The sequence below is a fragment of the Stenotrophomonas sp. I18B00994 genome, assembly GCF_014145825.1.
Classification (GTDB): domain Bacteria; phylum Pseudomonadota; class Gammaproteobacteria; order Xanthomonadales; family Xanthomonadaceae; genus Stenotrophomonas; species Stenotrophomonas maltophilia.
In genome coordinates, this window is the sequence record NZ_JACIUW010000006.1 from 181052 (window position 1) to 197020 (window position 15969).

The following is a 15969-nucleotide window of genomic DNA, read 5'->3' on the forward strand; positions in this document are numbered from 1 at the left end:
ACTCCCCTGGAGCACAACGGCAGACGATCGCGCGGCCGGTCCCCTCAGGTGACCGGCCGCGGCGGATGGATCAGAAGCGGTAATCGAAGCCCAGCGTGAAGTAGCGGCCACGCAGGTCGTACTGGCTGAAGTCGTACGGCGCGCGGATGCCCGGGAACGAGGCGTCGTACGGCGGCGTCTTGTCGGCCAGGTTCTGCACCTTGGCATACACGGTCAGCTTGTCGATGCCGGTGTAGGCGAGGTACAGGTCGTACTGGCTGTAGCTGCCGACGCGCTGCTGCACGGCTTTGGCGGCGGTGCTGGCCTCCTGGCGGTAGCTGCTGGTGTAGTACCAGGTCACGGCTGCGTTGAAATCACCGTACTTCCAGTCCAGCGTGGTGGTGGCCTTGTCCTTGGGCAGGGTCGCGCCCAGGTTGCTGCCGGCGTAGTCGACCAGCGGCCCACCGACCACGGTCGGGCGACGGTAGTCGCGCACGTGGGTGTAGGCCGAGGACACTGTGAAGTCACCCAGCGCCGCGGTCGGGATGCGCTGGCGCAGCTCGACATCGATGCCCGAGGTCTTCAGCTCGCTCAGGTTCTGGTAGCGGTTGTAGACCGCCTGCAGCTTGCCACGCTCATCGCGCTGCACGGCGCCGGCCACGTTGTCGTTGACCAGGGTCTGGGTGTTGTTGGTGCCGACCAGGTTGTCCAGCTGGATGCGGTAGTAGTCCACGCTCAGGTTGGTGTTGGCCCACGGCGACAGCACCACACCGAAGTTGACGCTCCTGGTGCGCTCCGGCTTGAGTTCGTTGTTGCCGACGGTGAAGAAGGTGGGGTTCTGACGCGAGCCCGGCACGTCCGGATCACGCGGGTCGACCACGCTGCCGTAGGCGATGCTGGTGCTGTTGGAGTTTTCCGACAGCGACGGTGCACGGAAGCCCTTCGACGCCGACGCACGCACCAGCAGGACATCCAGCGGCTGCCAGCGCAGGCCGATCTTCGGCGAGAACGCATCGCCGAAATCATCGTAGTGATCAGCGCGCGCGGCGGCGGACAGCTCCAGCGTCGAGGCCAGCGGCACGTTCACTTCGGCGTAGGCCGCACTGACCTGGCGCTTGCCGTGTACTTCGGCAATGGCCGGGCGCACCTGCAGGCCGGCATCGATCTGCCACGGGTTGTTGGAGTCGAGCTTCTCGCGGCGCCACTCGGCACCCGCAGCGAAGCCGATCTCGCCGGCCCAGGTATGGCCCAGGCTGCCGGAAATCTTCGCATCGATACCCTGCAGCTTGGATTCGGCCGGACGCAGCGTGGCGATGTTGATCGAATCGCGCACCGACTGCGGCGTGGCCGCCGGGTTGAGCAGGTTGTAGCTGCCCGTGGCCAGCGCGTCGGCCAGCGCCCAGCGGTTGGCGAAGCCACCGGACACGCTCTCGCGCTCGCTGCTGCGTGCACCGAACGCGGCCACTTCCCAGTCCCACGACGCGGTGGTGCCACGCAGGCCGAACACGCCGCGGTAGGCGGTGGAACGGTTGGTCTTGATCGTGCCGCCCAGGTCGAAGAAGGTGTACTCGATCGGGATCGCGCGGCCGTACGGGTTGTACGGATTGTTGGCCGGCAGCAGCGACGACACCGGCTCGGCCAGGCCGCTGTTTGCGTTCAGTGCGAAGCGGCCGCTCTCCAGGGTGAAGAACGGGCTGCTGCCGAACCACGCGGCACTCTTGATCTGGCTGTACAGCACTTCGCCGAACGCTTCGACGTTGTCGTTCAGGCGGAACGTACCGTTGGCGTAGGCCTGGTAGCGCTTGGTCGAGGGGATCAGCGTGGTGAACGGTGCCTGGTTGAAGCCGCAGGTGTCGCCGGCCAGGCCGTCGATCGGTGCGCTGGCGACGCGGGTGGTGCCGGTCGGGCAGTTACCGTTGGCATCGAGCATCGGCACCGAGACGCCGTTGACCAGGTAGCGCGCGCCCTTGGCCGACCAGCCGTTCCAGCGGCCACCCGGCTTGTCGGTGTAGATGCCGCTCCTGGTCAGGTTGCGTTCGTCCTGGTCCAGGCGCTCGCGGTTGTACCCCTGCAGGCTGAAGAGGATGTTGTAGCCATCGGTGTCGAGATCACCCAGGCCGCCGACGAACTTCAGGTTCTGCTCGTGCAGGCCGCCCTGGTCGGCACCGCCGAAGCTGCCGCCGATCTCGGCGCCTTCGAAGTTCTGCCGGGTGATGATGTTGACCACGCCGGCCACGGCGTCGGAGCCGTACACCGCCGAGGCGCCGTCCTTGAGCACCTCAATGCGCTCGACCGCGACCAGCGGCAGCGCATTGAGATCGACGAAGGTGTCGGACAGGCCACCGGCCGGGAAGCCGTAGTTGGCCAGGCGACGGCCGTTGAGCAGCACCAGCGTGTTTTTCTGCGACAGGCCACGCAGGCCGATGCCGGCCGAGCCGGACGCCCAACCATTGTTGGTGGTTTCGTTGCTGGCGTTGCCGGTGTTGGCCGAGATCGAACGCAGCACATCGGCCACGGTTGCCTTTCCGGTCTGTTCCAGCTGTTGGCGGCCGATCACCTGCACTGGGTTGGAGGCCTCGGTATCGGTGCGCTTGATGTTGGAACCGGTGACGCGCACGGCGGCCAGGGTACTGGCTTCGCCACTGGCATCGGCGGAGGTTTCGGCGGCGGCGGACAAAGGCGCGGCCAGAGCGACGGCCAGGGCCGCCACGAGCAGGGTGTGCTTGGGCATGACGATGTGGGGGAGGTGGAAAGGGCGACGTAGTTCCGCAGTAGTCCATGCCTGGCCGGGATCCGGCCAATAACATCTCTTCATACGGATATAAGAGAAACTATCATCTCTTCATCCGGATGGAAAGAGTTACTTCACGAAAGCCAAACATCCGCTCAGGATGACCGGCCACCTGCGGCGTACAATCGCGCCATGGAAATCTTCAAAGTCTTCATGCTCGAGGCGGCGCACCGCCTCCCCAACGTGCCGCCGGGGCACAAGTGCGCGCGCCTGCATGGCCACTCGTTCCGGGTGGAACTGAAGGTCGAGGGCGAGCCGGGGGCGCAGACCGGCTGGATCATGGACTTCGGCGACGTGAAGGCGGCCTTCCAGCCGATATACGACCGCCTGGACCATCACTACCTCAATGACATCCCCGGCCTGGAGAACCCGACCAGCGAGAACCTGGCGGTGTGGATCTGGAACGAACTCAAGCCCAGCCTGCCGGCGCTGAGCGAGATCACCGTGCACGAAACCTGCACCTCCGGCTGCCGCTACCGGGGCCCGATGGCCTGATCAACCCATTGATCTGAAAGGTTTTTCAAAGGCACCCTAGGCGCCTTTGTTATTTTTGTTGCAATGCGGCATCAAGAGCGTATGCTGCAATGCATCAAGCCACTCCCTGATGCCCCATGGCCGCCGCCTTCAGCGATCGCTTCAGTGATGCAACCCGCCAGCTCGCCGCCGCAGCAACCCGCGCGAACCGGTTGGCGTTGGAGAACGCGGAAAGCATGTTCGGCGTGCAGCTGAAGGCGATGGAGCGCAACCTGACCGCGACCGGCGGCTGGTTGGGTGAACTGGCCCGTAGTGACGACACGGCCGGGATGCTCAACAAGGGCGCACAGCTGTGGCAGGACAACCTGCAGCGGCTGGGCCAGGCCCATCAGGACGTGGTCGGTCTCGGCCTGCAGGCCGGCAAGGCCTGGTCCGAACTGGTGCAGGGCTACAACGAATCAACGGCGGACGCGAGCAACCACTGACGCGACGCAACGCTCATTGCGTGGGTCCCTCCCCCCACGCAATCCGGACCCGGCAGATCCCTCCCTCTGCCGGGTCTTTTTTTTGCCTGGCGTTTGGATACCGAAGTGCGTCTTCGCCCGACGTCTCTGCGAGCTGAAGGGCCCCGTCGGGGCAGGCAGGGGCCTGGGCAAATGTCCCCCGGCGCCGGCCGTTGGCCGTCACCTCCTCCTTTACTTTGCCCAAACCCCTGCCCGCCCCGACGAGGCTCGGTGTGCGGTGAGGAAAGCGCAGCACGCGCGGCCGCCTTTCAAGGAAGCGCCGACAAACTCCGAACGCCGGGCGGATGCCCTTGCGTACGAAGTAAAGGGGGAGGTGACGGCCAACGGCCGGCGCCGGAGGACATTCGTACGCAAGGGCATCCGCCCGGCGCCACGCAGAATGAATCCGCCACACGCGTGTCTTCGTCCCGATTCCCCGCGAACTGACGGGCCCCGCCGAGACAGGCATGGGCCTGGGCAAATGTCCCCCGGCGCCGGCCGTTGGCCGTCCCCTCCTCCTTTACTTTGCCCAACCCCCTGCCCGCCCCCGACGAGGCTCGGCTTGCGGCAGGAAAGGAAAAGCGCAGCGCTCGCGGCGCCTTTCAACGAGGCGTCGACGAACTCCGAACGCAGGGCGTAGGCCCTTGCGTACGAAGTAAAGGGGGAGGTGACGGCCAACGGCCGGCGCCGGAGGACATTCGTACGCAAGGGCCTACGCCCTGCCCCGCGCAGAACACACCGCGAAGCAACTTCAACGCCCGCGATTGACGTGCCAGTGCTGGTGCCACGCCTGGAACATCAGCACGTTCCACAGGTGCGTGTGCCACTTGCGCTCACCCCGCAGGAACGCTTCCCAGATGCCGCGCACGCGTGCCGCATCGAAGCAGCCCTGGTTGCGCAGCAGCTGCGGGTCCAGCAACGCCTCCGCCCAGTCGCGCAGCGGGCCCGCCAACCAGCGCGCCATCGGCGGTCCGAAGCCGCGCTTGGGGCGATACACCAGCGGCTCCGGCAGATAGCGTGCCAGCAGATGCTTGAGGGTCCGCTTGTGCTCCCCATCGTGGTACTTCAGGTGCTGCGGCAGGCGCCAGGCCAACCGCACCACCTCCATGTCCAGCAGCGGCGCGCGCGTCTCCACGCCCGCCGCCATGCCCGCGCGATCGACCTTGGCGAGAATGCCCTCGGCCAGGTCCATGCGGAAATCCAGCAGCTGGATGCGGGCCTCGGCCGGCAGCGCCGTGTCCTGCTGCTGGAAGATCGTCATCGGCTCGCGTGCACCCAGCACCACCTGCGCCGGCTGCCGCCAGCGCGTCACGCGCTGCAGGTAGTGACCTTCCACGTCGTTGGCGGCGACTTCCGCCACCAGTGCGCGCCAGCCGCCCAGGCGGCCGCGCTCGACATTCATGCGGTTGCCGCTGCGCCGCGCCAGATCACGCACCCAGTCCGGCAGGCCACCGCACAGGCGTGCATTGCGCAGCGCGCGGCCATAGCTGGGGTGGCCGAAGAACAGTTCATCGCCGCCGTCGCCGGTCAGCGCCACCGGCTTGCGCGCGCCCAGCAGTTCGCTGGCCAGCAGGGTCGGCAGCTGCGAGGCATCGGCGAACGGTTCGCACCAGACCTGCGGCAACCGCTGCAGCAGATCCAGGCCCTGACGCGCGTCCATCCGGTGCAGATGATGCTGCACGCCCAGATGCCGCGCGACCTGCGAGGCCCAATCGCTCTCGTCATGGCCGGGATCGTCGAAGCCAACCGTCCACGCTTCGATCGGAAGGGTCGACTGTGCCTGCATCATCGCCGTCACCAGCGAGGAATCGGTGCCGCCGGACAGGAACGCGCCGCAGGCCAGCGGCGAATGCATGCGTGCGGCGATGGCCTTCTGCAGCACAGCTTCCAGCTGGTCGGTCGCCTGCTCGAGGCTCGGCGCCGGCTGCAGCGGTTCCTGCAGTGCGCTCTGCATCGCATCGCGTGCGCACCAGTAGCGTGAACCACCCTGTGCGGCCTGGCTGGAGCCGCCAGCCGCATGGTCATTCAGATCGATGCGCAGCATCGCGCCTGCCACCAGCTTGTGGATGCCGCGGTAGATGGTGTGCGGTGCCGGCACGTAGTCGTGGCGCAGCAGCAGGCTCAGCGCATCCTGGTCGATGCTCGGGGCGAAACCGGCAAAGGCCTGGAGTGCCTTCATTTCCGAGGCGAACAGGAACCGGCCCTGGTACCAGCCGTAGTACAGCGGCCGCTCGCCAACCGGATCGCGGGCCAGCCACAGTTCGCGCGACTCGCGGTCCCATACGCTGAAACCGAACGCGCCCTCGATGCGGGAAAGCGCCCGTTCCACGCCCCACTCGATGATCGCCTGCAGCAGCAGCCGCGCATCGCTGCAGCTGCGTGGCAGATCGCGCAGCTGCGACTGCAGGTCGGCCCGGTTGTACAACCGGCCATCCAGGCACAGCACGTAACGGCCACAGTCCGAACTCAGGGGCTGCAACGGCATATCGGTTGGCGCCCGGCAGTGGCCCAGCGCCAGGCCGGCCTCGGCGTCGGTCCAGTAGCCGATGCGCCCCCGGCCGCGCTGCTGCAGGGCGCGCAGCATTGGCGCCAGCTGCTGCAGCAGGTGTTCGTCCTCGGCGGGCGGCAGCCAGGCCCCGACCACGCCGCTCATCGGGCACCTCCGCAGCGGCAGCGGCGGGACGGGTTCAGCAGGCAGGCGGCGGCGGGCGACATGGGAGCGACACGCGGAGCGGAGGAGACTCCATGCTCGGCCCGCACCCGGCCCTGCGTCAGTCGCTTTGCTGTCAGCGATGGTCACCGTGCGTATCACGAAGGTAACGTTTTGTAACAGCATCAGGCTATGCTGGACGCCAAGTTGTTGCCAGGCCTGAGGCCCGGCCCGTGCGCCAGCAACCCCGGCTGAATGGCGCCCGCCCCCGGGACCCGGGCGGCCCGAAGGCTGGGATAGCATCGCCGCGCTCGTGCCGTGGCGGTACGTGTGCGTCCACGGAGGCCTTGAAAATGCTGGATATCGTACTGGTCGAAGACGATGCCCGCCTGGGTACGATGGTCAGCGACTATCTGCAGCGGCATGGCTACCAGGTGGCCCACGAGCGCAGCGGTGAGCGTGCGGTGGCCCGGATCCTGGCCGACAAGCCCGCCCTGGTCCTGCTCGATGTCGGCCTGCCCGACCAGGATGGTTTCGAAGTGTGTCGGCAGATCCGGCCCCACTATGACGGCATCATCTGCGTGCTGACCGCCCGCACCGACAACATCGACCAGGTGCTGGGACTGGAACTGGGCGCCGATGATTACATCGGCAAGCCGATCGAACCACGGGTGCTGCTGGCCCGCCTGCGCGCCCACCTGCGCCGCCACCGCCGGGTCGAACCACGCGACGGCAGCCTCCGCTTCGGCGAGCTGAGCATCGATCCGTCCACCCGCAACGTGTACCTGCAGGGCGCGCTGCTGGAGCTCACCACTGCCGAGTTCGACCTGCTGTTCCTGCTGGCCAGCAATGCTGGCCAGATCCTGGACCGCGATGCGCTGCTGCGCGGCCTGCGCGGGATCGCCTTCGACGGCCTGGACCGTTCGATCGATGCCCGCATCTCGCGCCTGCGCCGCAAGCTGGGCGACAACCCGGAGCAGCCGGAACGGATCAAGACCGTGCGGGGCCGCGGCTACCTGTTCAGCCGCTCGGCATGGGGATGAAGCGTACGCCCTCGGCGATGCGCGGCCACGCCTTCCACTTCCTCCGCTACGGCATCGGCTTCCTGGTTGCCCATCTGTTGCTGATCGTGCTGGGACTGTGGGCCTGGGATGCGCTGCTGGAAGACCGCACCGAAGCCGGACTGCAGGCCGAAATGCGTGGCACCCATGCCCTGCTGCAGCACCGCTTCGCCGAAACCCCGCGCGAGCAGTGGCCGACGCTGGCGCGCGAACTGGACGCCGACTTCGCCTATGCCCTGCGCATGGTGCCGTTGGCAGAGGCGATGAAGGCGCTGCCGGCCAGCCAGCGCCCCCCCTTCAGCAACGGCCGGGTGCAGATCGACCTGGAGCACATGCGCAGCCTGCAGCGGATCGGCGACAGCGACTACGCGGTGATGCTCGGGCCGTTGGACGAAGCGCTGCCTGACGAGGGCTGGCAGGACAGCGAAGTGTCAGGCGTGGCGATCCTGCTGCTGATCCTGATGGTGGCCGTGGCGCTGCCGATGTACGTGATGGTCTACCGCCTGTGGCGCGACGTCTCGCAGCTGGCCCAGGCCGCCCGGCAGATGCGCGACGGCCAGCTGGATACCCGCGCGCCGCGCGCCGGCACTGCGCTGGTGCGGCCGCTGGCCAATGCCTTCAATCACATGGCCGAGCAGCTGCAGCAGCTGCTGGAAAGCCAGCGCGTGCTGGCGCAGGCAGTGGCGCACGAAGTCCGCACGCCGCTGGCGCGGATGCGTTTCGGCCTGGCCGACCTGGAGGACACCGCGCTGGACGAGATCCAGCGTGATGCCTTGGGCGGCCTGCGCACTGATGTCGATCGGCTGCAGCACCTCACCGATGCCGGCGTCGAGTACGCCGCGCTCGGCCGCTGCCATCAGCTGACCCGCCAGCGCCTGCAGCTGGCGGCACTGGTACGTGGCGTGGTGGCCCAGTTCGCACCGCTGCCGATGCCGGTACAGCAGGTGCTGTCGCCGGCGGGCCTAGTCAACGTCAACCGGCACATGCTGGAACTGGCACTGCGCAACCTGCTCGGCAATGCCCTGCGCTATGCGCGGCGGAAGATCCGTATCGCCAGCACGGTCAACGACGGCAGGCTGTGCCTGCAGGTGGAGGACGATGGCCCCGGCATCGCACCCGAACTGCGCGGCCAGGTGCTGCAACCCTATGTGCGGCTGGATCCGGGTAGCCCCGGTTTCGGCCTCGGACTGGCGCTGGTGCAGGTGGTGGCCGACAAGCATGGCGGCCTGGTCGAAGTAACCGATTCGGAGCTGGGTGGTGCCTGCATCCGACTGCACCTGCCGCTGGAAAGCGGCGCTGCCGTCGAGTGCGATGCGGCCTGCTAGGCCGCTGGTTCCGCACGCGGCAACGCAAACGCGAACAACGCGCCGCGCTCGCTGTCACGCAGTTCGATGCGGCGGCCGTGCAACTGCACGATGCGCTGCACGATCAGCAGGCCCAACCCGCCGTTCTCTCCACGTCGCGCGCCCAGCGCGGCCGGTGCCTGGAACAGCTGCGTGCGCAGTGCAGGGGCAACACCAGGTCCATCATCGGCCACGCTGACCTCCACGCTGTCCGGCGTCGCGCGCAGGCACACCTCGATCCGCCCACCGTCGGGCGCATGCCGCAGCGCGTTGTCGAGCAGGTTGGTCAGCACCCGCTCGACCAGGCCCAGATCGGCGCGCACCAGCGGCAGGCCGGGTGGGAAGTCCGCGTGCAGGTACTGGTTGCGAGCCTGCGCCGCCAGCTCGAATTTCTGCAGCACGTCCTGCAGCAGCTCCGGCAATGCGAACACTTCCCACTCCAGGCGCACTTCGCCATGTTCCAGCCGCGCCAGCTCGAACAGCGCACGCGCAAGCCGGCCAACCTTGGCGCTCTGCGCCAGCGCGATACCGAGGTAGCGGCGGCGCTCGTCCGGCGACAGCGTGGCGTCCTTCAGCGCCAGCGTTTCCAGATAGCCGTGCAGCGACGACAACGGCGTGCGCAGGTCATGCGAGATGTTGGCGACCAGCTCGCGGCGCTGCAGGTCCTGCTGGCGCAGCTGCTGCCACTGCTCGCCCAGCCGCTGCGCCATCTGCGCGTGTGCGTGCTCGAGGATCACCAGCTCGTCGCGCTCACCGGCGCGCAACGGCTCCGGCGGCGGCAACGGCGTGGGTGCGTCGATGTCAAAGGCCTGGATGCGCCGGGTCAGCCGCCGCAGCGGGCGCGTCACCCAGTAGAAGGCCACCAGCCCGGCCAGCAGGCCCAGGCTGCCGACCAGCATCACCGACCACAGCGTGGTGTTCCACTGGCTGCCGGCGGCAAGGTCGTCGGACAGCATCTGACGGTGTTCGCCGACCAGCACCACGTACACATAACCGGCCTGGCGACCCTGCACGATCAGCGGCGCGGCACTGAACACCTTGCGGCCGTCCGTGCTGCGCGGGTCATCGCCCAGGATCGGCAACGGCGCACCGGCCAGCAGCCGGCGCAGCGGTGCCACGTCCACCCGGTTGCGCACCAGATGGCCTGTCGGCGCATCGTGGCCGAGGATGCGGCCCTGGTCGTCCAGCAGGTAGACCTCGACGCTGGGGTTGACCGCCATCAGCTGGCCGAACAGCGCGCGCACGGCGGCATCACGCATGCCGCCGGTGTCCATCAGTTCGCTGCGCTGGGCAATGTGCTCGGCCAGGCCCAGCGACAACCGCTGCACCACTTCCTGCTCGTGGCGGGTGTTGGCGCGCATCTGCAGTGCCAGCAACGCCATGCAGCACATCAGCATCAGCGCAGCGATCACCGCCGCCAGCTTCTGCCACAGGTTCGGCTTGATCATGCCGCCGCCCCGGCAGGATCGACCAGCTTGTAGCCACGGCCCCACACCGTCAGCAGCCGCCGTGGATTGGCCGGGTCCGGCTCGATCTTGCTGCGGAGGCGATTGATGTGGGTGTTGACCGTGTGCTCGTAGCCATCGTGCTGGTAGCCCCAGACCTGGTTGAGCAGTTCCATGCGCGCGAACACCTGGTCCGGATGACGGGCGAAGAACAGCAGCAGGTCGAACTCGCGCGGGGTCAGCTCCAGTGCGTTGCCATCCACCGAGGCGGTACGCGCGACCGGATCCAGCTGCAGACCGCCCAGCTCGATCGCGCCGGCATCGATGCGCGCGCTCTGCGCCATCGCCTCGGCCCGGCGCAGCAGCGCACGCACACGGGCCACCAGTTCCGGCATCGAGAAGGGCTTGGCCAGGTAATCATCCGCACCCAGTTCCAGGCCGACGATGCGCTGCGTTTCGCTGCCACGCGCACTGATGATGATGATCGGCACATAGCGCGCCATTGCGCGTGCACGCTGGCAAACCTGCAGGCCGTCCACGCCGGGCAGCATCACGTCCAGCACCAGCGCATCCCATGGCCCTTCCTGCTCGAGCAGGCGCAGGCCGGCATCGCCGCTGGCGGCATGGGCGACGTCGTAGCCCTCATCGCCCAGATGCATGCGCAGCAGGTCGGCGATGTGGGCATCGTCTTCAACGATCAGCACGCGTTTGGTGGACATCGGCAGCTCGGGGGCCAGTGGGGAGGCTGGCTGCATTGTGGCGCGGGATGGCCGCCGATACCTCACGAAAAATTGAATCCTGCGTGAGGATTCGTTGACCCGGGCGGGCGCAGCATGGCCCCGTCGCCCCTTCCCGGAGTCCGCCATGTCCCTTACCCGACGCCATCTGCTGGGCCTGGGCGGTGTTGCCACCGCCGCCGGCCTGCTCGGCCTGGGGGCCTGCAGCCGTGCCGCCCCGGCCGCCGCTGAAGCGCGCCCGTCGCGACAGTTCGAGGTCATGCGCAGCGATGCCGACTGGCGCCAGCGCCTGACCCCGGCGCAGTACGCAGTGCTGCGCCAGCAGGCGACCGAGCGCCCGTACAGCAGCCCGCTCAACAGGGAACACCGGCAGGGCACGTTTGCCTGCGCCGGCTGTGCGCTGCCGCTGTTCTCCTCCTCCACCAAGTTCGAGAGCGGCACCGGCTGGCCCAGCTTCTGGGCGCCACTGCACAACGCCATCGGCGAAGACCGCGACGTCACCTTCGGCATGCTGCGGGTGGAGGTGCACTGCCGCCGCTGCGGTGGCCACCTCGGTCATGTGTTCAACGACGGGCCTCGCCCAACCGGACTTCGCTACTGCATGAACGGCGCGGCGATGGTGTTCGTTCCCGGTGCCGCTGAGGGCGGTACGGCCGATGGCTGGCGGGTGCCGGTCGGTTCTTCCCCTGCTTCCGGAGCCTGACGATGCTGCTGTTGCTGCTTGCCTACCTGGGGGGCGCGCTGACCCTGCTCAGTCCCTGCATCCTGCCGGTGCTGCCGTTCGTGTTCACCCGTGCCGACCGCCCCTTCCTGCGCAGCACGCTGCCGCTGCTGCTGGGCATGGCACTCACCTTCACCGTGGTCGCCAGCCTGGCTGCGGTGGGCAGCCAATGGGTGGCACAGGCCAACCAGGTCGGACGCTGGATCGCCCTGCTGCTGATGGCGCTGTTCGCACTGGCATTGCTCTGGCCACGACTGGCCGACCATCTGCTGGCGCCGTTCCAGCGCGTGGGTGCCGGCTTGAGCGCGCGTGCCGATGCGGCCGACGCAGCGGGGCGTGGCGGTGCGTGGACCTCGCTGCTGATCGGCATCGCCACCGGCCTGCTGTGGGCACCCTGCGCCGGGCCGATCCTCGGCCTGGTGCTGACCGGTGCCGCGCTGCACGGGGCCAGCGCCGGCACCAGCACGCTGCTGCTGGCCTACGCACTGGGCGCGATTACCGCACTGGCGCTGGCGGTATGGGTAGGTGGCCGCGTGTTCCGCGCGCTGCAGGCGCGGCTCGGCCTCGGCGATGTGCTGCGCAAGGTACTGGGCGTGGCCGCACTGCTGGCGGTGGTGGCGATCGGCCTGGGCTGGGATACCGGCCTGCTGACCCGCCTGTCCGCGGTCAGCACCGCGCGCATCGAGCAAGGCCTGCTGGATGCGGTACCCGGCACGCAGCCGGCAGCACCGTCGATGATGATGATGGCGGGCCCCGATGCGGGTGCCAGTGCACCGCTGCCAGTGGAAGGCACCCTGCCCGCGCTGGACGGTGCCACCGGCTGGCTCAACAGCCCGCCGCTGACGGCCCAGCAGCTGCGCGGCAAGGTGGTGCTGGTCGATTTCTGGACGTACTCGTGCATCAACTGCCTGCGCGCGATGCCGTTCGTGCACGAATGGGAGCGCCGTTATCGCGACCACGGCTTGGTGGTGATCGGCGTGCACACCCCGGAATTCGCCTTCGAGCGTGACCCGCGCAACGTGATGAAGGCGGTGCAGCAGCTGAAGGTCGAGTACCCGGTGGCGCTGGACAACCAGTACACGATCTGGCGCGCGTTCAACAACCGCTACTGGCCGGCGCAGTACTTCGTCGATGCGCAGGGCAACATCCGCAGCCACCAGTTCGGCGAGGGCAACTATGCGCGCTCGGAACAGGTGATCCGTCGCTTGCTGACCGAGGCCGGCCAGACGAACCTGCCGCCGCCGGCCGATCCGGCCGCCGCCGATCTGAAGGGCGTGGCTGCGCAGGCCGACATGGACAATCTGCGCTCGCCGGAAACCTATCTGGGCCACGCCCGTGCCGAGCAGTTCGCCTCGCCCGGTGGGCAGCGCAGCGACGCCGCGTTCGACTACACATTGCCGGCCACCCTGGCGTTGAACCAGTGGGGCCTGTCCGGACGCTGGACCGTTACCGACGAGGCTGCGCAGCTGCAGCAGGCCGGTGGCCGCATCGCCTTCCAGTTCCATGCGCGCGACCTGCACCTGGTGCTGGCACCGGGCCAGGAAGGAAAGCCGGTGCGCTTCCGCGTCCTGCTGGATGGCAAGCCATTGCCCGCCACCGATGCCGGCACTGATGTCGGCGCCGATGGCAGCGGCGTGGTCGACGAGCACCGCCTCTACCAGCTGGTGCGCCAACGCGGCACGGTCAGCCCGCACCGCTTCGAGATCGAATTCCTCGATGCGGGCGTGCAGGCCTATGCCTTCACCTTCGGTTGAACCGGGAGGACACGATGAAATTCTCCTTTGAGCAGGGCATTGCCGCTGGCGTTGCCGGACTGGTGGCCACGGCACTCATCGCCGGCGTGCTGCTGGTTGACCATGGCGCCATCGCGGCACCGGTCGAAGCCAGCGCGCAGACCGGCGCGCTGCCAGCACCCAGCGGCGATGCCGCGTTCCGCGATGACGCCACCCACGCCAGCGTGGTGTTCGCCGGCGGTTGCTTCTGGGGCGTGCAGGGCGTGTTCCAGCATGTCAAAGGCGTGAGTAATGCGGTGTCCGGCTACATCGGTGGCAGCGCTGCCAATGCCCGCTATGAGCGGGTCAGCAGCGGTCAGACCGGTCATGCCGAAGCGGTGAAGGTCGACTACGACCCACGCCAGGTCAGCTATGGGCAGTTGATGCAGGTGTTCTTCTCGGTGGTGCACGACCCGACCCAGCTCAACCGCCAGGGGCCCGACCACGGCAGCCAGTACCGGTCGGCGATCTTCACTGACGACGCCCGCCAGCAGGCGGCCAGCCGCGCCTACATCGCCCAGCTCGGCCAGGCCGGCAGCTTCCGCGCGCCGATCGTCACCCAGCTGGTCAGCGGCCAGCGCTTCTACCCGGCCGAGAGCTACCACCAGAACTACATGACCAATTACCCGCAGGCCGCCTACATCCGCTACTACGACGCGCCGAAGCTGGCCGCCTTGGGCAGGCAGTTCCCGGCGTTGTACCGGCGCGATGCAGCGCTGGTGCCGATGCGCTGACGGCATTTCCGTGGGGCCGGCTGGCGCTCGGTGCGGCTCCTGCCGATGCGGTAACGCCCCGGGTAGTGCCGGCCGCTGGCCGGCTCTTGCGGTTCCAGGGATTGCCGGCCAGCGGCCGGCACTACCAAAAAAAGACGCACGGCCATCCAGCCGTGCGCTTGGAAAGTACCGGCCGTGCCCCGATCAGGCCCGGCCGACAACGACATGCTAGGCTCGCCGTCATCATGGGTACAGCACCAGATGGCGGGAAACTCGATGGATACAGATGATCAGAGCGCAATGATCCCCCCCCGCTACCAACGGCTGTCCGACGAACTGGCCGAGGCCATCCACGGCGGACGCCTTCCGGTAGGCAGCCGCCTGCCCTCGCTGCGGCAGATGGCCCTGCAGCGCAGGCTCAGCCTGAACACGGTGATCGCCGCCTACCGCCAGCTGGAAGACGCTGGTCTGGTCATTCCGCGGCCCAAGGCCGGCTTCGAGGTCGCGCCGCGGCTGTCGGTGCCGGAACGTTCGCTGCGCGACACACCTTCTGCGCCCACCGCGCCGCTGCAGCAGGTACTGATGGCCCGCGTGCTGGAAGCACAGCGCCGCCCCGGCGTGATCGACCTGGCCTTTGCCGGCCCGCGCGGTCGCCAGTTCTACCCCGGCGCGCAGCTGGCCAAGCACACGGCGCAGGTACTGCGCCATGGCCAGCAGACCGTGGAGACCTACGCACGCCCCAACGGCTCGCCACGGCTGCTGGCGCAGATCGTGCGCCGCGGCCCGCGCATGGGCCTGCATACCCACAGCGAACGCCTGCTGCTGACCCACGGTGCGATGGAAGGCCTGCAGCTGGCGCTGCGTGCAGTCACCCAGCCCGGTGATGCGGTCGGCATCGAGGCGCCGTCCTACTTCAACCTCTACCCGTTGCTGGCCAACCTCGGCCTGCAGGCCATCGAACTGCCCACCCACCCGCAGCTCGGCCTGGATGTGGATGCGCTGGATGCGCTGCTGGAGCACACGCCGCTGGCCGCACTGGTGGTGATGCCGACCGTGCACAACCCGCTCGGCTGCACCATGCCGACCACCGCCAAGCAACGCCTGGCCGAACTGGTCAACGCACGCCAGCTGCCGCTGATCGAAGATGCGGTGTATGCAGAACTGCAGTTCTGCGAACCGCCGGCACCGCTCCTGAAGGCCTTCGATCGCGATGGCTGGGTGATGGTGGTCGGCGGCTTTTCCAAGACGCTGGCGCCGGATTACCGCATCGGCTGGCTCGATGGCGGCCGCTTCGCCGAGCGCATCGCGCTGCTGAAATTCCAGTCCACCGGCGGCGAGCCGCAGCTGCTGGGCGACGCGGTGGCGGCCTATCTGGAAGCGGGCAGCTACGAGCACCATCTGCATCGCATGCGCCGGCTGTACCGCGAACAGGTCGGACGGCTGCGCCAGCTGGTGGCCGAACACTTCCCGGCCGGCACCCGCGCCACCGAACCGCAGGGTGGCTTCCTGCTGTGGCTGGAACTGCCGGGCGTGGACACGCGCGAGCTGTTCGAGCGTGCACTGCAGGAGGACATCGTGTTCATGCCCGGCCAGGTGTATTCACGCGGCGCGCGGTATCGCCATTGCCTGCGGCTGTCGTGCTGCCAGACGCTGGATGCACGCTTCATCGGCGCGGTGGAGCGGTTGGGTGCGATCGCGCGGGAGCTGGCGGCCGCAGCACGGTAGTGCCGGCCGCTGGCCGGCAACTGCACGCAGGTGGATACATCGAGGTTGCCGGCCA

12 protein-coding genes are annotated in these 15969 nt (G+C 68.2%); 8 read left to right on the forward strand and 4 right to left on the reverse strand.

The genetic code is table 11. The features are described from left to right. Positions 1-70 precede the first annotated feature (70 nt). Positions 71-2710 (reverse strand): TonB-dependent receptor, encoded by a 2640-nt coding sequence (locus H4O10_RS08805; protein ID WP_024957081.1) that lies wholly within the window; start codon positions 2708-2710, stop codon positions 71-73. Positions 2711-2902: 192 nt separating this feature from the next. Here H4O10_RS08805 and queD point away from each other — a divergent pair, with 192 nt between their 5' ends. Then, positions 2903-3265: a 6-carboxytetrahydropterin synthase QueD gene (gene queD / locus H4O10_RS08810; RefSeq protein ID WP_033835414.1), complete on the forward strand. Its 363-nt coding sequence runs from the start codon at positions 2903-2905 to the stop codon at positions 3263-3265. 116 nt (positions 3266-3381) lie between these two features. Continuing rightward, positions 3382-3729 (forward strand): phasin family protein, encoded by a 348-nt coding sequence (locus H4O10_RS08815; protein ID WP_033835413.1) that lies wholly within the window; start codon positions 3382-3384, stop codon positions 3727-3729. Between the two features lie 769 nt (positions 3730-4498). On the opposite strand, the gene asnB is transcribed toward H4O10_RS08815, so the two are convergent. Next, complete coding sequence (asnB, locus tag H4O10_RS08820) at positions 4499-6400, reverse strand: asparagine synthase (glutamine-hydrolyzing) (RefSeq protein ID WP_049452119.1); 1902 nt, start codon at positions 6398-6400, stop codon at positions 4499-4501. Between the two features lie 350 nt (positions 6401-6750). On the opposite strand from asnB, the gene H4O10_RS08825 reads away from it, so the two are divergent. Continuing rightward, positions 6751-7440: a winged helix-turn-helix domain-containing protein gene (locus tag H4O10_RS08825; RefSeq protein WP_049452118.1), complete on the forward strand. Its 690-nt coding sequence runs from the start codon at positions 6751-6753 to the stop codon at positions 7438-7440. Next, positions 7437-8783 (forward strand): ATP-binding protein, encoded by a 1347-nt coding sequence (locus H4O10_RS08830; RefSeq protein ID WP_049452121.1) that lies wholly within the window; start codon positions 7437-7439, stop codon positions 8781-8783. Before H4O10_RS08825 ends, H4O10_RS08830 begins: the two co-directional genes overlap by 4 nt. Here H4O10_RS08830 and H4O10_RS08835 read toward each other — a convergent pair. Together H4O10_RS08835 and H4O10_RS08840 are read right to left on the reverse strand one after the other, a co-directional pair. Beyond that, the gene (locus H4O10_RS08835; protein ID WP_033835410.1) at positions 8780-10249 is read right to left on the reverse strand and encodes a HAMP domain-containing sensor histidine kinase; all 1470 of its coding nucleotides are present in this window, start codon (positions 10247-10249) and stop codon (positions 8780-8782) included. The two genes, H4O10_RS08830 and H4O10_RS08835, sit on opposite strands and share 4 nt — an antisense overlap. Then, entirely contained in the window at positions 10246-10965 is a 720-nt protein-coding gene (locus H4O10_RS08840) for a response regulator transcription factor (protein WP_005407947.1), read from the reverse strand. Before H4O10_RS08840 ends, H4O10_RS08835 begins: the two co-directional genes overlap by 4 nt. Positions 10966-11110: 145 nt before the next feature. On the opposite strand from H4O10_RS08840, the gene msrB reads away from it, so the two are divergent. The 4 genes from msrB (at position 11111) to H4O10_RS08860 (ending at position 15914) form a co-directional block, all read left to right on the forward strand. Beyond that, positions 11111-11686: a peptide-methionine (R)-S-oxide reductase MsrB gene (gene msrB / locus H4O10_RS08845; protein ID WP_033835409.1), complete on the forward strand. Its 576-nt coding sequence runs from the start codon at positions 11111-11113 to the stop codon at positions 11684-11686. A 2-nt stretch (positions 11687-11688) separates the two neighbouring features. Then, on the forward strand, positions 11689-13458 hold the full coding sequence (locus H4O10_RS08850; protein ID WP_049452117.1) for a cytochrome c biogenesis protein DipZ: 1770 nt from the start codon (positions 11689-11691) through the stop codon (positions 13456-13458). A gap of 14 nt (positions 13459-13472) precedes the next feature. Then, positions 13473-14210: a peptide-methionine (S)-S-oxide reductase MsrA gene (msrA, locus tag H4O10_RS08855; RefSeq protein WP_049452116.1), complete on the forward strand. Its 738-nt coding sequence runs from the start codon at positions 13473-13475 to the stop codon at positions 14208-14210. Positions 14211-14465: 255 nt separating this feature from the next. Continuing rightward, on the forward strand, positions 14466-15914 hold the full coding sequence (locus H4O10_RS08860; protein ID WP_088470545.1) for a PLP-dependent aminotransferase family protein: 1449 nt from the start codon (positions 14466-14468) through the stop codon (positions 15912-15914). Positions 15915-15969 lie beyond the last annotated feature (55 nt).